The organism is Stenotrophomonas sp. WED208, assembly GCF_040984485.1.
In the GTDB taxonomy this organism is placed as follows: Bacteria; Pseudomonadota; Gammaproteobacteria; order Xanthomonadales; family Xanthomonadaceae; genus Stenotrophomonas; species Stenotrophomonas riyadhensis.
On the sequence record NZ_JAZARB010000001.1, the window covers coordinates 1,484,757 to 1,503,255 of the forward strand.

The 18,499-nt window shown below is 66.8% G+C and carries 17 protein-coding genes; 10 read left to right on the top strand and 7 right to left on the bottom strand.

Annotated features, from left to right (window positions below):
* Positions 1-96 precede the first annotated feature (96 nt).
* The 4 genes from VPH47_RS06540 to yidD all read right to left on the bottom strand — a co-directional run bounded on the left by VPH47_RS06540 (position 97) and on the right by yidD (position 4,180).
* The gene (locus tag VPH47_RS06540; RefSeq protein ID WP_368850355.1) at positions 97-1,617 is read right to left on the bottom strand and encodes a hypothetical protein; all 1,521 of its coding nucleotides are present in this window, start codon (positions 1,615-1,617) and stop codon (positions 97-99) included.
* Positions 1,618-1,729: 112 nt separating this feature from the next.
* On the bottom strand, positions 1,730-2,578 hold the full coding sequence (locus tag VPH47_RS06545; RefSeq protein ID WP_008267322.1) for a M23 family metallopeptidase: 849 nt from the start codon (positions 2,576-2,578) through the stop codon (positions 1,730-1,732).
* Positions 2,578-3,924: a dihydroorotase gene (locus tag VPH47_RS06550; protein ID WP_049442773.1), complete on the bottom strand. Its 1,347-nt coding sequence runs from the start codon at positions 3,922-3,924 to the stop codon at positions 2,578-2,580. Before VPH47_RS06550 ends, VPH47_RS06545 begins: the two co-directional genes overlap by 1 nt.
* 1 nt (position 3,925) lies before the next feature.
* Positions 3,926-4,180 (bottom strand): membrane protein insertion efficiency factor YidD, encoded by a 255-nt coding sequence (yidD, locus tag VPH47_RS06555; protein WP_014037867.1) that lies wholly within the window; start codon positions 4,178-4,180, stop codon positions 3,926-3,928.
* 271 nt (positions 4,181-4,451) lie between these two features.
* Between yidD and dksA the strand changes: the two genes are divergently transcribed.
* Positions 4,452-5,681: an RNA polymerase-binding protein DksA gene (gene dksA, locus VPH47_RS06560; protein ID WP_110712923.1), complete on the top strand. Its 1,230-nt coding sequence runs from the start codon at positions 4,452-4,454 to the stop codon at positions 5,679-5,681.
* A 571-nt stretch (positions 5,682-6,252) separates the two neighbouring features.
* Here dksA and VPH47_RS06565 read toward each other — a convergent pair.
* The 3 genes from VPH47_RS06565 to cysS are packed head-to-tail and all read right to left on the bottom strand — an operon-like array spanning position 6,253 to position 9,378.
* A complete protein-coding gene (locus VPH47_RS06565) occupies positions 6,253-7,500 on the bottom strand; it encodes an MFS transporter (protein WP_049401154.1) in 1,248 nt (415 codons plus the stop codon).
* Positions 7,497-7,949, bottom strand: a complete 453-nt coding sequence (locus tag VPH47_RS06570) for a SufE family protein (RefSeq protein ID WP_005410372.1) — start codon at positions 7,947-7,949, stop codon at positions 7,497-7,499. Before VPH47_RS06570 ends, VPH47_RS06565 begins: the two co-directional genes overlap by 4 nt.
* A gap of 52 nt (positions 7,950-8,001) precedes the next feature.
* Entirely contained in the window at positions 8,002-9,378 is a 1,377-nt protein-coding gene (gene cysS / locus VPH47_RS06575) for a cysteine--tRNA ligase (protein ID WP_110712921.1), read from the bottom strand.
* 188 nt (positions 9,379-9,566) lie between these two features.
* Here cysS and VPH47_RS06580 point away from each other — a divergent pair, with 188 nt between their 5' ends.
* From VPH47_RS06580 to VPH47_RS06620, 9 genes are all read left to right on the top strand, one after another.
* Complete coding sequence (locus tag VPH47_RS06580; RefSeq protein WP_110712920.1) at positions 9,567-10,130, top strand: hypothetical protein; 564 nt, start codon at positions 9,567-9,569, stop codon at positions 10,128-10,130.
* Between the two features lie 318 nt (positions 10,131-10,448).
* Positions 10,449-11,459, top strand: a complete 1,011-nt coding sequence (locus VPH47_RS06585; RefSeq protein WP_014037861.1) for an N-acetylornithine carbamoyltransferase — start codon at positions 10,449-10,451, stop codon at positions 11,457-11,459.
* Between the two features lie 119 nt (positions 11,460-11,578).
* Positions 11,579-12,775 (top strand): argininosuccinate synthase, encoded by a 1,197-nt coding sequence (locus VPH47_RS06590; RefSeq protein WP_110712919.1) that lies wholly within the window; start codon positions 11,579-11,581, stop codon positions 12,773-12,775.
* Between the two features lie 87 nt (positions 12,776-12,862).
* Positions 12,863-13,951 carry an acetylornithine deacetylase gene (locus VPH47_RS06595; RefSeq protein ID WP_110712918.1) on the top strand — a complete coding sequence of 363 codons (1,089 nt, stop codon included), beginning with the start codon at positions 12,863-12,865 and terminating at the stop codon, positions 13,949-13,951.
* A gap of 75 nt (positions 13,952-14,026) precedes the next feature.
* Positions 14,027-15,355 carry an acetylglutamate kinase gene (locus VPH47_RS06600; RefSeq protein WP_032129401.1) on the top strand — a complete coding sequence of 443 codons (1,329 nt, stop codon included), beginning with the start codon at positions 14,027-14,029 and terminating at the stop codon, positions 15,353-15,355.
* Positions 15,356-15,358: 3 nt separating this feature from the next.
* Positions 15,359-15,961, top strand: coding sequence for a GNAT family N-acetyltransferase (locus VPH47_RS06605; RefSeq protein ID WP_368850356.1), 603 nt, complete (start codon positions 15,359-15,361; stop codon positions 15,959-15,961).
* Positions 15,958-16,911 (top strand): N-acetyl-gamma-glutamyl-phosphate reductase, encoded by a 954-nt coding sequence (gene argC, locus VPH47_RS06610; RefSeq protein ID WP_153855930.1) that lies wholly within the window; start codon positions 15,958-15,960, stop codon positions 16,909-16,911. Before VPH47_RS06605 ends, argC begins: the two co-directional genes overlap by 4 nt.
* A 20-nt stretch (positions 16,912-16,931) precedes the next feature.
* Positions 16,932-18,227, top strand: coding sequence for an argininosuccinate lyase (gene argH, locus VPH47_RS06615; protein WP_368850357.1), 1,296 nt, complete (start codon positions 16,932-16,934; stop codon positions 18,225-18,227).
* Entirely contained in the window at positions 18,227-18,490 is a 264-nt protein-coding gene (locus tag VPH47_RS06620) for a YciI family protein (RefSeq protein WP_153855932.1), read from the top strand. Before argH ends, VPH47_RS06620 begins: the two co-directional genes overlap by 1 nt.
* The last annotated feature ends 9 nt before the right edge of the window (positions 18,491-18,499 follow it).

Here is an 18,499-nt window from a genome sequence, read left to right on the forward strand (position 1 = left end):
ATTGCCGTGGTAGTGCCGGCCATTGGCCGGCAGCCCGGGCGATGCAGGATTGATGGGGTTGCCGGCCAGCGGCCGGCGCTACCCTTCCAGGGCGCCTCAGAACGTCCTGACCTCGTTCATTGCTTCGCGCAGTACGTCGCGCTGCAGCGGCATCGTGCCCAGTGTGCGCTTCGCTTCCACGGCATCGATGATGCCCATCCACGCCATGTAGATCTGCTCGCGTTCCTCGGTTTCGATGAAGCCGCTGCGGCGATCCAGTGCGTTGAAGCCTTCGGTGTACTGGCGGCCGATCTGTGCCAGCGCCGTGGTCAATTCGGTTGTGCCGGCGTCAGCCGTCGTCACCTTCAGCGCCTCGGTGTACGCCTTGCGATAGAGCGCCGCCGCCTTGCCTGCCTGCGCGGCGCTGATGTGCGCGCTGCCGTCCCAGTCGCGGAACGGGTTGTCCAGGTTGGCGGCCAGCCATTCGGCCTTGCGCAGTTGTCCCACGTCCAGATCCAGGCCTCTTGCTGCCTCGCCCTTGTAGGCCTTCCTGATGGCGGTGCCAAGGTCGGCCGGTAGGCTGTGCAGCCACAGCCGGCACAAGCGCGGCCAGCATTCCGGTGCCGGAAACACCGAACCAGCAGGCGGAAAGAGATCGCTGCCGCTGAGGGTATGCAGCTGCTGCAGATCGCCGAGGCACTGCAGCTGATGCAGCAGGCAGGGGGCGCCGTTGATCGCGAGCGATTGCAGTTGCGGGAACTGCTGGGCGATGCGTGCGGCGTCGAGTTCGCGTACCTCCCGCAGCTGCAGCTCACCGAGCTGCGCCAGGCCCAGGTCTGGCAGCAGCGGATCGGTGCTGATGAGGGTCAGCCAGCGGCCCTCGTCCTCGGCGTGGATGATCAGCGCGGGATCGATGCTGCCGATCAGCGTCAGGCGATCCAGCTGCGGGTTGAGGTGGAGCGAGCGCAGGCCGGTGACATCGATCGTCATCTGCAGGAGCCTGGTTCCTCGCACATCGACCTCAGTCTCCTGCTGGCCACTGATCTGCAAGGTATGGATCAACGGCCGTGTACGCAGCCACGGCAGCAGGCCCGGCACCGGTGTGCTGATCTCCAGCTGGGTGAGCAGCGGCAGGGCATCGAATACAGACAGTGACGGCGCACGGTTCAGGGTCGCGCTGTCCAGTTGGCGGGTGCAGCGACGCACCGGAAAGGCATCGCTTTCCAGTACCACGCTCTGGTCTTGCGGCACGGACATCGCGGCGTGGAATGCGCGCACAGCATCGGCATCCAGCGCATCCCACTTGCGTTGCCCGATCCATTCGGCGCCATCGGGCCAGCTGCCATAAGTCCTCGGACGATCGGCGATCAGCGGCTCGCGCCAGCCCACCTGCCGGAAATCGCGTGGGACGCGCTTGCCCACCCAGCGGTGCAGGATTCCTGGCGCCGCACGGAACGGGCTGAAGCGGGCAGGTTGCATGGCTGCAATGGCGGCGGCATCCGGCAGGGCACTGCCCACCCAGTCCAGTGCCAGGATGGCGAAGCTGCCGTCCTCCGTATTCTGGTGGGTGAGCTGGTAGGCCACGTAGGCGCCCAGGCGTGCGTTGTGGACGACGTGGATATCACCCGTAGCGGGCATGCAACGTTCCTTGTTTCCATGCGTCGAAACATCACGGTAGCGCCGGCCGCTGGCCAGCATCCAGATTCGCCGCGAAGATCATGGGGTTGCCGGCCAGCGGCCGGCACGACCGTTATTTGCGTTCCAGCACCAGCAGCGGATCGATTCGGGTATCGAACCAGTTCATGCCCCAGTGCAGGTGCGGGCCGGTGGCACGGCCGGTGGCGCCGACCGCAGCGATCACCTGGCCTTGTTCCACACGGTCGCCGACCTTCACGTCGATGCGCGACAGGTGCAGGAAGTTGGAGCTGACCCCGAAACCGTGGTCGAGCAGCAGGGTGCCGCCGGTCAGGTACAGGTCGGGGCCGGCGAAGGTGACGATGCCTGCGGCCGGCGCCTTCACTGGCGTGCCGGTCGGTACCGCGATGTCCATGCCGGAATGACCGGCACCGGGCTGTCCGTTGTACACGCGTGCGTTGCCAAAGCGGCCGCTGATGCGGCCCTGCACCGGCCAGATGAAGGTCTGGGTGAAGTCGGTACGGTCGTCATCGCGGGCACGCGCGGCGGTCACCTGTGCTTGTTCGCGCTTGATCCGCTCGGCAATCGCCGGCGGCGGGTTGACCGTCTTCGGCGGCACGCCGTTGACCCGCTCGGTGGGCCAGTCACGCGGGGTCACCGCAATGGTCGCGGTCTCGCTGCCACCATCAGGGCGTTGCACCTGCACGCGCAGCGGACCCTTCTCGTCGCGGCCGATGCCGAACACCACGCTGCCATAGCCGCTCACCCGCAGCTGGCGGCCGGCGTACTGCACGCGGCTGCCGGCGGGCACCTTGCCGATCACCAGCGCGCCCTGCGACGCGCTGGCCGGAAACACCACGCGGCTGTCGATCAGGCTGCCGATGCCATCCTGTGCCTGCGCCGAGGGGGCGGAAAACAGGGGCGCGGCCAGCAGCAGCGCCCCGATCATCAGTGCCGGACGCATCAGCGGTCGTAGGTCATGCGCTGGCCGGCGGGCTCGCCCACCAGCTTGCTGCCGTCCCACACCTGCTGGCCGTTGACCCAGGTGGAGGCGATGCGCGAACGGAAGGTGGTGCCTTCGAACGGCGACCAGCCGCACTTGGACAGCACGTCCTCGCGCTTGACGGTGAACGGCACGTCCTCGACCAGCACCAGGTCGGCGAAGTAGCCCTCACGCAGGAAGCCGCGTTCTTCCACGTCGAACAGCTGCGCCGGGGCGTGGGCGAACTTCTGCACCACCTGCTCGCGGGTCAGCTTGCCTTCGTGCACGCGTTCCAGCGCGGCCACCAGCGCGTACTGCACCAGCGGCAGGCCCGACGGTGCCTGCGCGTACGGCTTCTGCTTCTCTTCCCAGGTGTGCGGCGCGTGGTCGGTGGCCAGTACGTCCAGCACGTCGTCGGCCAGCGCAGCGGTGATCGCTTCGCGGTCGGACACTTCCTTGATCGCCGGGTTGCACTTGATCAGGTTGCCCTTGGTCGCATAGTCCGGGCGCGCGAAATGCAGGAAGTGCACGCAGGTTTCGGCGGTGATCTGCTTGCGGCTGCCGTCGGCGCGGATCAGCGGACCCTTCTCGAACAGCGCCAGCTCATCGGCGGTGGAGATGTGCAGCACATGCAGGCGGGTGCCGTGTTTGCGCGCCAGCGACATCGCCAGGCGGGTCGACTTGATGCAGGCCTCGCGCGAACGGATGTCCGGATGCATGTCCGGGGTCAGCGCGTCGCCATATTTCTCCTGGAAGGCCTTCAGGTTGGCATCGATCATCGGCGTGTCTTCGCAGTGCGTGATGATCGGCGTCGGGCATTCGCGGAAGATCGCGTCCAGCGTTTCCGGGTTGTCGACCAGCATGTTGCCGGTCGAAGCACCCATGAACACCTTCACGCCGGGCGCCTTCTTCGGGTCCAGCGCACGGATGGCGTCCAGATTGTCATTGCTGGCGCCGTGGTAGAAGCCATAGTTGGCCCAGGCGCGACCGCGCGCCAGTTCGTACTTCGCTTCGAGGATGGTCGAATCCAGCGTCGGCGGGTTGGTGTTGGGCATGTCCATGAAGCTGGTCAGGCCACCGGCCACGGCCGCCGCCGATTCGCTGGCGATGTCGCCCTTGTGGGTCAGGCCCGGCTCGCGGAAGTGCACCTGGTCGTCGATCATGCCGGGCAGCAGCCAGCGCCCGGCTGCGTCCACCACCTGTTCGCCGTCGCGCGGCGCCAGCCCACTGCCGATCTGCGCGATGCGGCCGTTCTCGATGCGCAGGTCGCCGTCGAAGGTGCGGCCTTCGTTGACCATGCGGGCGTTGGTGATGAGGGTGGAGGACATGTCAGTGTTTTCCTGTGCAACGGCAAGAGGGGGCGTTGGGAGACTCGGGCACGGGGTCGAAGCCGCCAGGATGGAACGGATGGCAGCGGCCCAGCCGGCGCGCAGCCAGCCAGCTGCCGCGCAGCGGGCCGTGCCGCGAGATGGCGTCCATCGCGTATTCAGAACAGCTCGGCACGAAACGGCAGCGTGGCCCCAGCAAGGGGCTGATGAAGCGCTTGTAGAAGCGCAGCAGGGCAATGAGCAGGCGCGAGATCACCCAGTCATCTTATGCCAGTTGGCATGAAGGCCGCATTTGTGCAGGATGGGCCGTTGGTCGCATGTCGCCGATGGCCTGCGACCGGTACCAGTACCTTCGGGTGCTGGCCAGGTTCCGTACCGCGCAAGGCGGTCCGTGTTCGTCGGACTGCCCCTTGGGCGCCTTGACTCCAGGACTGAATGGAGCAGGGTGCCGAGGTTGCTGCTGCGGGTCGGGTAGGCTATAAAGGCCCGCTTTCCCGGGCCCCGGGGAATCCAAGGAAGAGCGTTTCGTGGCTGCTAAAAAAACTGCAAAGAAGGCCGCAACGGCCGCCAAGAAAACCGCCAAGCCTGTTGTGAAGAAGTTGGCGGCAAAGCCCGTTGCCAGGAAACCGGCCAGCAAGCCGGCGACCAAGGCAGCATCCTCGCAACCGGCGGCCAGGAAGGCCACCGCAAAGAAAACGCCGGTCAAGGCAACCAAGCCGGTGGCGAAGAAGGCCGCCGCGCCGGCCAAGGCCAAACCTGCCGTTGCCAGCAAGAAGGCGCCGGTGGTGAAGAAGGCTGCCAGCAAGGCCGCGCCGGTGAAGAAGGCCGCCGCCAAGCCGGTAGCGAAGAAGGCAGCAGCCAAGCCGGCGCCGAAGGCGGTGGTGAAGAAGGCTGCGGTCAAGCCGGTTGCCAAGCCTGCAGCGAAGAAGGTTGCTGCGGCTAAACCGGCGGCCACGCCTGCCGCTGTAAAGAAAGTCACCAAGAATGTTGCCGCGCCGGCCGCAAAGCCGACCCCGGCCCCCGTAGTGAAGTCCGCACCGAAGCCTGCCCCCAAGCCGGCTCCGGCCAAGCCTGTCCCGGCCAAGACCGTGGCAGTGGCAGCAGCCCAACCGGCCCCCAAGCCGGCCCCGGCCGCCGCTCCTGCTGCTTCGAAGGCCCCGCAATCCAAGAATCCCGTGCCCGTTTCGAAATCGCCTGCCAAAACCGCCGTGAAATCCGATTCCGCCCCGAAGACCGTGTCGCGCCCTGTCGGCAAGGTTGCCGTGGCCGTCGCCGCCCGCTCGGCGGCACCGGCCCCGCGCAGCAAGTACAAGGTGGTCGAATACAAGACCGACGAGGCCACCGGCCGCCCGATCCTGCCGGCTGGCTACAAGCCGTCCTCGGAAGAGGAATACATGAGCCCGCTGCAGCAGGAATATTTCCGTCAGCGCCTGCAGAACTGGCGTGCGGACCTGGTTGAAGAGTCCAAGCAGACCATCGAGAACCTGCGCGAGGAAGTGCGTGACATCGGCGACGAAGCCGAGCGTGCGACCCGCGAGACCGAGAACTCGCTGGAACTGCGTACCCGTGACCGCTACCGCAAGCTGATCGGCAAGATCGACAGCACCCTGAAGCGCCTGGAAGCCGGCGACTACGGTTACTGCGTCGACACCGGCGAAGAAATCGGCCTGGAGCGCCTGGAAGCGCGCCTGACCGCCGAGCGCACCATCGACGCCCAGGAGCGTTGGGAGCACCTGCAGAAGCAGCAGGGCGACTGATTCCTGATCGTTGTCTGGTCATGCGAAAAACCCGGCCGAGGCCGGGTTTTTTGTTGGGTGTGGTTGGCTGGGTAGAACGGCGCCTTCCAGGTATAGGAGGGAGCCTGCGGGCGGGGCCGGGCAGGACACGCTGCAAGTACATCCCTGTAAGCTCGGCCGCGGCATCCATGCCGCGGACGGTCCTGCCCGCCCCCACCCGCAGGCTCTCTACGGTTTCCTGCGTGCGCGGTTGCTGTAAAGCCGAGCTCATGCCCGGCTCGGGGCGAAGGCGGAGGGCAAGGAAGAGCAAAAGCAAAAGCAGCCAAGCATGGCTTGGCTCTACCAAGGGCGGTCATGCGTGCGCTCGCGGCTGTTGGGTCCGCCTTGTAGCGAGCCGAGCACCGCAGGGTACCGGCGCGCAGCGCCGGCTCGCGGATGGCGGCGCGTTTCTTTTGGTTACTTTTCTTTTCGCGTGAAAAGAAAAGTGACACCCCACCGCGGTCACGGAAAGAGCCCGCCGGGCATGGCCTGGCGCTATCGGCGCGTGGGCGCACGGAAATACGCAGCCGAGCATGGGCTCGGCTCTACAGGCTCACTGCAGGTCGCGAAGATTCAGCTTCCGCAGCGTCGGGTTCTTCCACGCGGTGATCCCGGCCACGCTCAGCACTGCGAACCCGCCCAGCACCACCGCCGGCACCAGGCCGAGCAGCTTCGCCATCGTGCCGGCATAGAACGCGCCCAGTTCGTTGGACGAACTGATGAAGATGCCGTTGATCGACGACACCCGGCCGCGCATTTCTTCCGGCGTGGCCAGCTGCAGGATGGTCGAGCGGATCACCACCGAGACGCCGTCGAAGGCCCCGTAGAACAGCAGGATCAGCGCGGACAGCCAGAAGTGCTGCGACAGCCCGAAGCCGATCACGCACAGGCCGAAGCCGGCCACCGCGAACAGCAGCACGCGGCCGGCATTGCGGTGCAGCGGGTGGCGCGCCAGCCACAGGCCAACGCAGACCGAGCCCAGCGCCGGCATTGCGCGCAGGATGCCCAGGCCTTCCGGGCCGTGGTGCAGGATCTCGTGCAGGAACGCCGGCAGCATCGCCACCACGCCGCCCAGCAGCACCGAGAACATGTCCAGCGCCATCGCCCCGACCATGATCCGGTTGCCGACCACGAAGCGCGCGCCTTCAGCGATGCTCTTGAAGATCGGGGCGGCCGGGCCGGTATGCACCGGTTCTTCCACCTTAAGCGTGGCCAGGCAGGCCATCGCCACCAGCGCGAAGCCCGTGGCCACCGCGTAGGACAGGCCCTTGCCGCCGAAGCCGACCAGCACGCCGCCCAATGCCGGACCGGCCACCATGCCGGCCTGGAACACCACGGCGCCGAGGCCAGCGCCACGTGCGAACTGGTCACGGGCCAGCACGCGGGCGAACAGTGCGTTGTAGATTGGCGACAGGAAGGCGCGGACCATGCCGGTCAGCGCAATGGCCGCATAGATCGGCCACACGCCTTCGAACGGCAGCCAGCCCTTGGCCACGCCGGTCAACACCAGCGCGGTGGCGATCAACCCGGAGCAGGCGACCATGCCGAGCCGGCGGCGTGGCAGGTGGTCGACCAGATAACCAGCGAACGGCGCCACGCAGAAGAACGGCAGTACCTCGGCCAGGCCAACCAGGCCCAGCGAGAACGGATTGCGGGTGACTTCGTAGATGTGCCAGCCGACGGTGACCGCGACCACCTGGTAGGACAGCATCGCGAAGATGCGGTAGGCCAGCAGCTTGGCAAAACCGGGCCGGGACAGCAGCCCCAGCGCAGTGTCTTCGGCCGTGGCGGGTTCGCTCACGACGGGTCGCGCTGCAGCTGGGCCTGCGCGGTCTCGCGGATGAAGGCCAGCATCGCCGCCACGCCGTTGCTGCGGGTGGGCGAGAGGTGGCGGGCCAGGCCGATGTCCTGGATGTAGCTGGGCTCGGTATCCAGGATCTCCTGCGCCGAGCGCCCGGAGTACACGCGCAGGGCCAGGAAGATCAGGCCGGAAACGATGGCCGAATCACTGATGGCGTGGAAGCGCAGCGACTGCGCATTGCCTTCCGGCACGATCCAGACCATCGACTGGCAGCCGAGCAGGCGGTGCTCCTCGGTCTTCCATTCGTCCGGGAAGGCGGGCAGCTTGCGGCCGAGGTCGATCAGGTACTGGTAGCGCTCGGACCAGTCGCCGAAGAAGCCGAATTCCTCGGCGATGGCGGTCTGGGCCTCGGCGGCGGTGGGTTCAAGCGGGAACGGGGAGTCAGTCACAACAGTCTCTACAGTGGAGCGTGGCCGGCGGACCGGCCACGGGGCAGGGTGGTCAGCCGCGCTTGCGCGACCAGCGCACGCCCTGCGGGGTGTCTTCCAGCACGATGCCCTCGGCCGCCAGCTGGTCGCGGATGGCGTCGGAACGGGCGAAATCGCGCGCCTGCTTGGCGGCGGCACGCTCGTCGATCAGGCCCTGGATGCGGGCATCTTCGCCGTCATCGCTGGCCGCGGTGCCGAACCACTGCGCCGGATCGGCCTGCAGCAGGCCCAGGGCCAGGCCGGCACCGAGCAGCTCGCCCTTCAGGCGCGCCTGTTCGGCCGGGTCGGTGGCCCGGCGTGCATCTGCGGCGATGCGGGCCACTTCGGCCAGTGCCTGCGGGGTGTTCAGGTCGTCATCCAGGGTCGCCTCGACCGTGGCCGGGATCGCCACGACGGCCTCGACCGACGCCAGCTCGCGCAGCGTGCCGTACAGGCGGTCCAGGGTGCGCACCGACTGCTCGATGAGGCCATCGGACCAGTCCAGCGGCTGCCGGTAGTGGGCCGACAGCAGGGCCAGGCGCAGCGCTTCCGGCGGGTGCTGGCGGACCAGGTCGTGCACGCGTTCGATGTTGCCCAGCGACTTGCTCATCTTGGCGCCGCCGAAGTTGAGCATGCCGTTGTGCAGCCAGAAGCGGGCGAAGATCTTGCCGCCGTGGGCGCACTCGCTCTGCGCAAGCTCGTTCTCGTGGTGCGGGAACTGCAGGTCGACGCCGCCGGCATGGATGTCGATGGTCTCGCCCAGGTGGGCGGCGGCCATCGCCGAGCACTCGATGTGCCAGCCCGGGCGGCCACGGCCCCAGGGAGACGCCCAGCCAGGGAGGTCGTCGCTGGACGGCTTCCACAGCACGAAATCGCCCGGGTCGCGCTTGTACGGGGCCACGTCGACGCGGGCGCCGGCCAGCATCTCTTCCGGGTCGCGGCGCGAGAGCTTGCCGTAGCCTTCGAAGCTGGCCACCGCGAACAGCACGTGGCCTTCGGCGGCGTAGGCATGACCATTGGCGATCAGCTGCTCGATCATGGTGATGATCTGCGGAATGTGCGCGGTCACTTCCGGCTCGATGTCCGGCGGCACCACGCCCAGCGCGGCCATGTCTTCACGGTAGGCGGCGGCGAACCTGTCGGTGATGGTGCTGATCGGCACGCCCTGCTCACGCGCGGCGTTGTTGATCTTGTCGTCCACGTCGGTGATGTTGCGCGCGTAGCGCAGCGCGCCGAAACGGCGCCGCAGCAGGTCGGCCAGCACCCCGAACACCACTGGGCCACGGGCGTTGCCGATGTGCACGTAGTTGTAGACCGTCGGGCCGCACACATACAGGGTCGGACAGGCCGGGTCGAGCGGGGTGAACGGTTCGAGCTGGCGAGTCAGGTTGTTGTGCAGGCGCAGGGTCATGGGGCTGTGGCTGGGGGACAAGCCTGAGATTTTAGAACGTGTCGGCCCCCTTTGGGGGCACCCATTGCCACCGGTGGACGCCAGCTCCACCCGGGGTGGGGTGGGCAGGAGCGGCGCGGACGGGTAATGTTCAGCCCCTTGCGCTCGCCACTGCCTACACTATTGCCGTGTCCTTGCTCCCGTCGCCAATGAAATCCACCGCGTTGCTGACCCTGGCCTGCCTGTCGGCGACGGCTGCCGTGGCCCAGGCGCAGGAGGCCGAGCCGCGCAACCGGGTGGTGATCGTCGAGAACGTGAAGTTCGACTATGCGCAGGTGCTGAACGTCGAGCCGGTGTTCCAGACCCTGCGCGCGACGCGGACCGAAGAACACTGCGAGCCGATCTCGACCCGGACCCTGGCCCCGGTCAATGTCACCGGTGAAGAGCCGGTCGAGGACAAGGGACGGATCAGCCGCTTCTGGGACTCGGTGCGCTCGATGTTCAAGCGCAGCGATGAAGAGGTCTCCGAGGAGACTGCCGTCGAGACGCCGGCGCCAGCGCCGGCCAACAACGGCCCGATGCTGACCCGCGACTGCCGCATCGTGCCGGTGGGGCGTGAGTTCCGCCGGCCCATCGCCTACGACGTGGACTACGTCTACAAGGGCACCAAGTACCGCTCGCGGCTGCCGGAAGACCCCGGCAACCGGCTGAAGATCCGGGTGTCGATCACTCCCTGGGTCGGCCCCGAGCAGGGCACTGCCAGCAATCCCTGATTCTGCGACCCCGGCCCCTTGCGCCGGCCCCGGCCGCATGCAAAGATGGATGACCATGAAGCTCACCGACTTCCAGCACGACAGCAGCGCAGCCCGACAGGCGTCGGGCATGACCTCGCGTGCGCGTCGACCGGAACCCCACATCCTCGCTGGGTAACCGGAGCTTTTTGCTGTTCGTCCGAAAAAAACCCAGCCCGCCGGCTGGGTTTTTTCGTTTTCGCGTTCTGAAAGCTGCAACTGCAACCTTTTCGTTCCACCTTTGGTTCCTGTTTTCCCTTCCACCGCGTCGAACCCGGCGCCGCCACGCAAGGAAAGATGATGTCCCCCAAGCACTTCCTGAACACCCAGGACTGGAGCCGCAGCGATCTCGACGCGCTGCTGACCCAGGCCGCGCTGTTCAAGCGCAACAAGCTCGGCGACCAGCTCAAGGGCAAGTCGATCGCGCTGGTGTTCTTCAATCCGTCCATGCGCACCCGCACCAGCTTTGAACTGGGTGCGTTCCAGCTGGGTGCCCACGCGGTGGTGCTGCAGCCGGGCAAGGATGCGTGGCCGATCGAGTTCAACCTCGGCACGGTGATGGATGGCGATACCGAAGAGCACATCGCTGAAGTGGCCAAGGTGCTGGGCCGTTACTGCGACATCATCGCCGTGCGCGCGTTCCCCAAGTTCATCGACTGGGCCTACGACCGCCAGGACATCGTCCTCAACAGCTTCGCCAAGTACTCGCCGGTGCCGGTCATCAACATGGAGACCATCACCCACCCGTGCCAGGAGCTGGCCCACATCATGGCCCTGCAGGAGCACTTCGGCACCCAGGACCTGCGCGGCAAGAAGTACGTGCTGACCTGGACCTACCACCCCAAGCCGCTGAACACCGCCGTCGCCAATTCGGCGCTGACCATCGCCACCCGCATGGGCATGGACGTGACCCTGCTGTGCCCGACCGCCGACTACATCCTCGACGACCGCTACATGGGCTGGGCCGAGCAGAACGTGGCCGAGAGCGGCGGCTCGCTGAAGATCAGCCATGACATCGACAGCGCCTACGCCGGTGCCGACGTGGTCTACGCCAAGAGCTGGGGCGCGCTGCCGTTCTTCGGCAACTGGGAACCGGAAAAGCCGATCCGCGACCAGTTCAAGCACTTCATCGTGGACGAGCGGAAGATGGCGCTGACCAACAACGGTGTGTTCAGCCACTGCCTGCCGCTGCGCCGCAACGTGAAGGCCACCGATGCGGTGATGGATTCGCCGCAGTGCATCGCCATCAACGAAGCCGAGAACCGCCTGCACGTGCAGAAGGCGATCATGGCGGCGGTTGCCGGGCGCTGAATCAAACAAGGGGTAGAGCCGACCGTTGGTCGGCTGCTCCCGCAGCGGCGCATCCAACATTTCAGCCGACCAGCGGTCGGCTCTACCGAATTCCCATCCCCCAAGTGGACCTGATCCCCATGAGCAACAAAGACGTCGTTCTCGCCTTCTCCGGCGGCCTGGATACCAGCTTCTGCGTGCCGTACCTGCAGGAGCGCGGCTACAACGTGCACACCGTGTTCGCCGACACCGGCGGCGTGGATGATGAAGAGCGCGATTTCATCGAGAAGCGCGCCGCCGAACTGGGCGTGGCCAGCCATGTCACCGTCAACGGTGGCCCGGCCATCTGGGAAGGCTTCGTCAAGCCGTTCGTGTGGGCCGGCGAAGGCTACCAGGGCCAGTACCCGCTGCTGGTCTCCGACCGCTACCTGATCGTCGATGCCGCGCTGAAGCGTGCCGCCGAACTGGGCACCAACATCATCGCCCACGGCTGCACCGGCATGGGCAACGACCAGGTCCGCTTCGACCTGGCCGTGAAGGCGCTGGGCGACTACCAGATCATCGCGCCGATCCGCGAGATCCAGAAGGAACACACCCAGACCCGCGCCTACGAGCAGAAGTACCTGGAAGAACGCGGCTTCGGCGTGCGTGCCAAGCAGCAGGCCTACACCATCAACGAGAACCTGCTGGGCCTGACCATGTCCGGCGGCGAGATCGACCGCTGGGAAGCCCCGGGCGAGGGCGCCCGCGGCTGGTGCGCACCGCGCAGCGAGTGGCCGGAACAGGCGCTGACCGTGACTCTGAAGTTCGTTGAGGGCGAAGCCGTCGAACTGAACGGCAAGGCGCTGCCGGGCGACCAGATCCTGGCCCAGCTCAACAAGCTGTTCGCCCCCTACGGTGTTGGCCGCGGCGTCTACACCGGTGACACCGTGATTGGTCTGAAGGGTCGCATCGTGTTCGAGGCCCCGGGCCTGGTTTCGCTGTTGGCCGCGCATCGCGCGCTGGAAGACGCCGTGCTGACCAAGCAGCAGAACCGCTTCAAGCCGGACGTGGCGCGCAAGTGGGTGGAGCTGGTGTACGAAGGCTTCTACCACGACCCGCTGAAGACCGACATCGAGGCCTTCCTGAAGTCCTCGCAGGCCAAGGTCAATGGCGAAGTGGTGCTGGAAACCCGCGGCGGCCGCGTCGATGCAGTGGCGGTGAAGTCGCCGCACCTGCTCAACACCAAGGGCGCCACCTACGCGCAGTCGGCCGACTGGGGCGTGGAGGAGGCTGAGGGCTTCATCAAGCTGTTCGGCATGAGCTCGACGCTTTACGCGCAGGTCAACCGCGGTTGACCTGTGACGGTAGTGCCGGCCGCTGGCCGGCACTCACCACCGACATCGTTGCCGGCCAGCGGCCGGCACTACCAGGATTGTTGATTCATGCTTGAACAGACGCTCGATCACCTGCAGGCCCTGGTGTCCTTCGACACCCGCAACCCGCCGCGTGCGATCACCACCGGTGGCATCTTCGATTACCTGCGCGCGAACCTGCCCGGCTTCAACGTCGAGGTGATCGACCATGGCGCCGGTGCGGTCAGCCTGTACGCCGTGCGCGGCACGCCGAAGTACCTGTTCAACGTGCATCTGGACACCGTGCCGGATTCGCCGCACTGGAGTGCAGACCCGCACGTGATGCGGCGCCTGGACGACCGTGTGGTCGGCCTGGGCGTGTGTGACATCAAGGGCGCCGCCGCCGCGCTGGTGGCCGCGGCCAATGCCAGTGATGGCGATGCCGCGTTCCTGTTCTCCAGCGACGAGGAAGCCAACGATCCGCGCTGCATCGCCGCGTTCCTGGCCCGTGGCCTGCCGTATGAAGCGGTGCTGGTGGCGGAGCCGACAATGAGTGAAGCGGTGCTGGCGCACCGTGGCATCAGTTCGGTGCTGATGCAGTTCGCCGGCCGCGCCGGGCACGCTTCGGGCAAGCAGGATGCGGCCGCCAGCGCGCTGCACCAGGCCATGCGCTGGGGCAACCGCGCATTGGACCATGTGGAATCGCTGGCCTCGGCACGCTTCGGTGGCCTCACCGGCCTGCGCTTCAACATCGGTCGCGTCGAAGGCGGGATCAAGGCCAACATGATCGCGCCGGCCGCCGAAGTGCGTTTCGGGTTCCGTCCGCTGCCGTCGATGGATATCGATGGATTGCTCGCCACTTTCGCCGGCTTCGCCGAACCGGAAGCGGCACTGTTCACCGAGACCTTCCGTGGCCCCAGCCTGCCGGCCGGTGACATCGCCGAGGCCGAGAACCGCCGCCTGCTGGCGCGCGACGTGGCCGATGCGCTGGAGCTGCCGATCGGCAACGCGGTGGACTTCTGGACCGAAGCCTCGCTGTTCTCCGCTGCTGGCTACACCACGCTGGTGTTCGGCCCGGGCGACATCGCCCAGGCCCACACCGCCGATGAGTTCGTGACGCTGGACCAGCTGCAGCGCTACACCGACGCCGTGCACCGCATCATCGCCGCCGGCGCCTGATCGACCCCACAACGCCGCCCGGCCCTGGCCGGGTGGAACTGCAACGCGGCGACCGCCGCCTGTGACGAAACCGAAATGTCTCCTGCCCTCCAGCCCCACCGCCAGACCCGCCAGACCATCGTGCGCCTGCTTTCCAGCATGGCCAGCGCGAAGGAGATCAGCCAGTACCTCAAGCGCTTCTCGCAGCTGGACGCCAAGCGCTTTGCCGTGGTCAAGGTCGGCGGCGCGGTGCTGCGCGACGACCTCGACGCGCTGACCTCTTCGCTGTCGTTCCTGCAGGAAGTCGGCCTGACCCCGATCGTGCTGCACGGCGCCGGCCCGCAGCTGGATGCCGAACTGTCGGCCGCCGGCATCGAGAAGCAGACCGTCAACGGTCTGCGCGTGACCTCGCCGGAAGCGCTGGCGATCGTGCGCCGGGTGTTCCAGCAGTCCAACCTGCGCCTGGTCGAAGCCCTGCAGCAGAACGGCGCGCGCGCCACCTCGATCACCGGTGGCGTGTTCGAGGCGGAGTACCTGGACGTGGACACCTACGGCCTGGTCGGTGAAGTGAAGCGGGTCAACCTGGCGCCGATCGAAGCCAGCCTGCGCGCCGGTTCGATTCCGGTCATCACCAGCCTGGGCGAAACCGCCGGTGGCCAGATCCTCAACGTCAATGCCGACTTCGCCGCCAACGAGCTGGTGCAGGAGCTGCAGCCGTACAAGATCATTTTCCTGACCGGCACCGGCGGCCTGCTGGACGAGCAGGGCAGCGTGATCGATTCGATCAACCTGTCCACCGAGTACGACCACCTGATCGCGCAGCCTTGGATCCACGGCGGCATGAAGGTGAAGATCGAACAGATCAAGGATCTGCTCGACCGCCTGCCGCTGGAATCGTCGGTGTCGATCACGCGCCCGGCGGACCTGGCCAAGGAACTGTTCACCCACAAGGGCTCGGGCACGCTGGTGCGCAAGGGCGAGAAGGTGCTGCGCGCCACCGCGTGGAACGAGCTGGACCTGCCGCGGCTGAAGGGCCTGATCGAATCCAGCTTCGGCCGCACGCTGGTGCCTGACTATTTCCAGAAGACCAAGCTGCTGCGCGCCTATGTCAGCGAGAACTACCGCACCGCGGTGATCCTCACCGACGAAGCCGAGGGCGTGTACCTGGACAAGTTCGCCGTGCTCGATGATGCACAGGGTGAAGGCCTCGGCCGCGCGGTGTGGAACGTGATGCGGGATGAAACGCCGCAGCTGTTCTGGCGTTCGCGCAATGGCAACCCGATCAATCATTTCTACTATGCTGAATCCGATGGCTGCTACAAGCAGGGCCATTGGAAGGTGTTCTGGTACGGCGCCGATGGCATCGACCGGATCAGCACCTATGTCGACCACTGCGCCCAGCGCGCACCGAGCCTGCAGGGCTGAATGATGGACCATTCCGATCACTGGACTACGATTCCCACCCTGCGCGGCCAGCACGTGACACTGCAACCGCTGCAGCCCGAGCATGTGCCTGGCCTGCGCGCCGCCGTGGAGGGCAGTGGCCTGGACCAGCTCTGGTACACCCAGGTGCCTTCGCCGGAGCGGGTCGAGCACTATGTGCAGGCCGCGCTGCAGGCGCAGGTGGAAGGCAAGGTGCTGCCGTTCGTGATCCTCGATGCGGCGGGTGACATCGTGGGTACCACCCGCTTCTACGACATGGATGCCGGCGTGCCCAAACTCAGCCTCGGCTACACCTGGTATGCACCGCGCGTGCAGCGTACCGGCGTCAACACCGAAACCAAGCTGTTGCTGCTGCAGCACGCCTTCGAAACCATGGGCTGCATCAGCCTGGTGCTGGAAACCAGCTGGTTCAACTTCACCTCGCGCACCGCCATCGCCCGCCTCGGCGCCAAGCAGGACGGCGTGCTGCGCAACCACAAGCGGCATGCCGACGGCACGCCGCGCGACACGGTCATCTTCTCCATCATCGATACGGAATGGCAGGGCGTGAAGCGCCACCTGCAGCACCGCCTGGACAGCCACGCATGAACGATTCGACTTTCACCCTGGGCATCGTCGGCGCCCGTGGCCATACCGGCGCCGAGCTGATCAAGCTGGTGGCCGCGCACCCGCGGCTGAAGCTGGCCTTCGTGTCCTCGCGCGAACGCGCCGGGCAGCGCCTGTCCGACCACCATCCGGAATTCCAGGGCGAGCTGCAGTACGAGAACCTGGACGCTGACGCCGTGGCCGCCAAGGGCGTGGACGCGGTGATCCTGGCCCTGCCCAACGGCCTGGCCGCACCGTTCGTGGCCGCACTGGACGCGGCGAAGCCGGACACCGTCATCGTCGACCTGTCGGCCGACTACCGCTTCGACAACAGCTGGTACTACGGCCTGCCGGAGCTGACCCGCGGCCGCTACAACGGCCAGAAGCACATCAGCAACCCGGGCTGCTATGCCACGGCGATGCAGCTGGCGGTGCATCCGCTGCTGGACCTGCTGGCCGGTCCGCCGCAGTGCTTCGGTGTGTCCGGCTATTCCGGCGCCGGCACCACGCCGTCGGACAAGAACAACGTCGAACTGCTGGCCGACAACCTGATGCCGTATGCGCTGACCAACCACGTGCACGAGCGCGAAGTGTCGGTCCAGCTGGGCGTGGCGGTTGAATTCATGCCACACGTCGCGCCGCATTTCCGTGGCATCACGCTCACCGCCAACCTGTGGCTGAACCGCGTGCAGACCCGCGAACAGATCGTCGAGCGTTTCCAGCAGGCCTATGCGGGCGAACCGCTGATCGAGGTGGTGGATGAAGCGCCGTGGGTCAGCCGCATCGCCGGCCGCCACGGTGCCCAGGTCGGTGGCTTCACCCTGGCCCCGGGCGGCAAGCGGGTGGTGGTGGTGGCGACCCTGGACAACCTGCTGAAGGGCGCGGCCACCCAGGCCATGCAGAACCTCAACCTCGCGCTGGGCATCGACGAACTGACGTCGATCCCGCACTGAACACGTATTCCGGAGCCCCCATGGCAGACCTTCTTTGGCAGAAGCCCGGCGTCGCCGTCGACGCCCAGATCCAGACCTTCCTCGCCGGTGACGACGTGATCCTCGACCGCGAGTTCTTCCTGCATGACATCGCCGCCAGCGCCGCGCATGCGCAGGGCCTGCAGCACATCGGCATCCTCAGCGCCGATGAACTGGCCGGCCTGCTGCGCGAGCTCGACGTGTTGGCGCAGGACTTCCGTGAAGGCCGCTTCGTGCTGGACACGCAGTACGAAGATGGCCACTCGGCGATCGAAGCGCGCCTGACCGAACGCCTCGGCGATGCCGGCCGCAAGATCCACACCGGCCGCAGCCGCAATGACCAGATCCTGGTCGCCACCCGTCTGTGGCTGAAGGAGAAGCTGCAGCGTGTGGCCCAGCTCAGCGCAGAAGTTGCCAAGGTCGCGCTGGACCGTGCGCAGGCCGAGAAGGACCTGCCGATTCCCGGCTACACCCATATCCAGCGCGCCGTGGTGTCCTCGGCCGGCATGTGGTGGGCCGGATGGGCCGAGGCCTTCATCGACAATGCCATCCGTGCCCGGGGTACCCATGCGCTGGTCGACGCCAACCCGCTTGGCACGGCTGCCGGCTACGGTGTGAATCTGCCGCTGGACCGCGAGCACACCACGGCGGCGCTGGGCTTTGCGCGCATGCAGGTTTCGCCGATCTACGCGCAGCTGTCGCGCGGCAAGTTCGAGCTGGCCGCACTGGAAGCCCTGGGGGGCGCCACGCTGGACCTGCGTCGCATTGCCTGGGACCTGTCGCTGTTCACCAGCGCGGAGTTCGGCTTCGTCGCGCTGCCGGCGCAGTACACCACCGGCAGTTCGATCATGCCCAACAAGCGCAACCCGGACGTGATCGAACTGATGCGTGCGACCCACGCCAGTGTCGCCGCTGCACGCACCGAGATCGAACAGCTGCTGTCGCTGCCGTCCGGTTATCACCGTGACCTGCAGTCGTCCAAGGGCGCCATCTTCCACGGTTTCGGCCGTGGCCTGGCCGCGCTGGAGCTGCTGCCGGCGCTGCTGGCCAACCTGGAATGGCGTGACGACCGGCTGCGTGCGGCGATCGATTCGGGCATGTATGCCACCGACGTGGCCGTGGAAGCGGCCGTGGCCGGCGTGCCGTTCCGCGAGGCCTACAAGGCCGCAGCTGCCGGCGCCGACAGTGCAGGGCAGGGACGCACCCCGGAGGGCAGCCTGGCCGCACGCGTGTCGCCGGGTTCGGCCGCCGACCTGCGCCTGGACGAACTGCGCGCACGCTGGCAGGCGCTGACCTGATGGCCGGCACCGTCTACCTGGTGCTGGCCATGCGCCGGCCCGATTTCAACGCGGCCGCCGTGCAGCCGCACCGTGACTTTCTCGATGCATTGCAGACACAAGGCAAGCTGCAGCTGACTGGCGGTTTCGCCGATGGCAGCGGTGGTGCCTATGTGCTGTGCAACGTCGAGAGCCTGGAACAGGCGCAGGCCATCGTCGCCACCGATCCGCTGGTGACGATGCAGGCCTCCGAGCTGACCGTGCACGAATGGAACACCCGCTGAGACACTGAC

What these genes read in the sequence shown, in the direction of transcription:
- VPH47_RS06605 (WP_368850356.1), top strand. Translation starts at nt 15,359, where the DNA reads ATGGACCATTCCGATCACTGGACTACGATTCCCACCCTGCGCGGCCAG.
- cysS (WP_110712921.1), bottom strand. Translation starts at nt 9,378, where the DNA reads ATGACCCTGCGCCTGCACAACAACCTGACTCGCCAGCTCGAACCGTTC.
- VPH47_RS06585 (WP_014037861.1), top strand. Translation starts at nt 10,449, where the DNA reads ATGTCCCCCAAGCACTTCCTGAACACCCAGGACTGGAGCCGCAGCGAT.
- VPH47_RS06545 (WP_008267322.1), bottom strand. Translation starts at nt 2,578, where the DNA reads ATGCGTCCGGCACTGATGATCGGGGCGCTGCTGCTGGCCGCGCCCCTG.
- VPH47_RS06590 (WP_110712919.1), top strand. Translation starts at nt 11,579, where the DNA reads ATGAGCAACAAAGACGTCGTTCTCGCCTTCTCCGGCGGCCTGGATACC.
- argH (WP_368850357.1), top strand. Translation starts at nt 16,932, where the DNA reads ATGGCAGACCTTCTTTGGCAGAAGCCCGGCGTCGCCGTCGACGCCCAG.
- VPH47_RS06600 (WP_032129401.1), top strand. Translation starts at nt 14,027, where the DNA reads ATGTCTCCTGCCCTCCAGCCCCACCGCCAGACCCGCCAGACCATCGTG.
- VPH47_RS06540 (WP_368850355.1), bottom strand. Translation starts at nt 1,617, where the DNA reads ATGCCCGCTACGGGTGATATCCACGTCGTCCACAACGCACGCCTGGGC.
- VPH47_RS06620 (WP_153855932.1), top strand. Translation starts at nt 18,227, where the DNA reads ATGGCCGGCACCGTCTACCTGGTGCTGGCCATGCGCCGGCCCGATTTC.
- argC (WP_153855930.1), top strand. Translation starts at nt 15,958, where the DNA reads ATGAACGATTCGACTTTCACCCTGGGCATCGTCGGCGCCCGTGGCCAT.
- VPH47_RS06580 (WP_110712920.1), top strand. Translation starts at nt 9,567, where the DNA reads ATGAAATCCACCGCGTTGCTGACCCTGGCCTGCCTGTCGGCGACGGCT.
- VPH47_RS06595 (WP_110712918.1), top strand. Translation starts at nt 12,863, where the DNA reads ATGCTTGAACAGACGCTCGATCACCTGCAGGCCCTGGTGTCCTTCGAC.
- VPH47_RS06550 (WP_049442773.1), bottom strand. Translation starts at nt 3,924, where the DNA reads ATGTCCTCCACCCTCATCACCAACGCCCGCATGGTCAACGAAGGCCGC.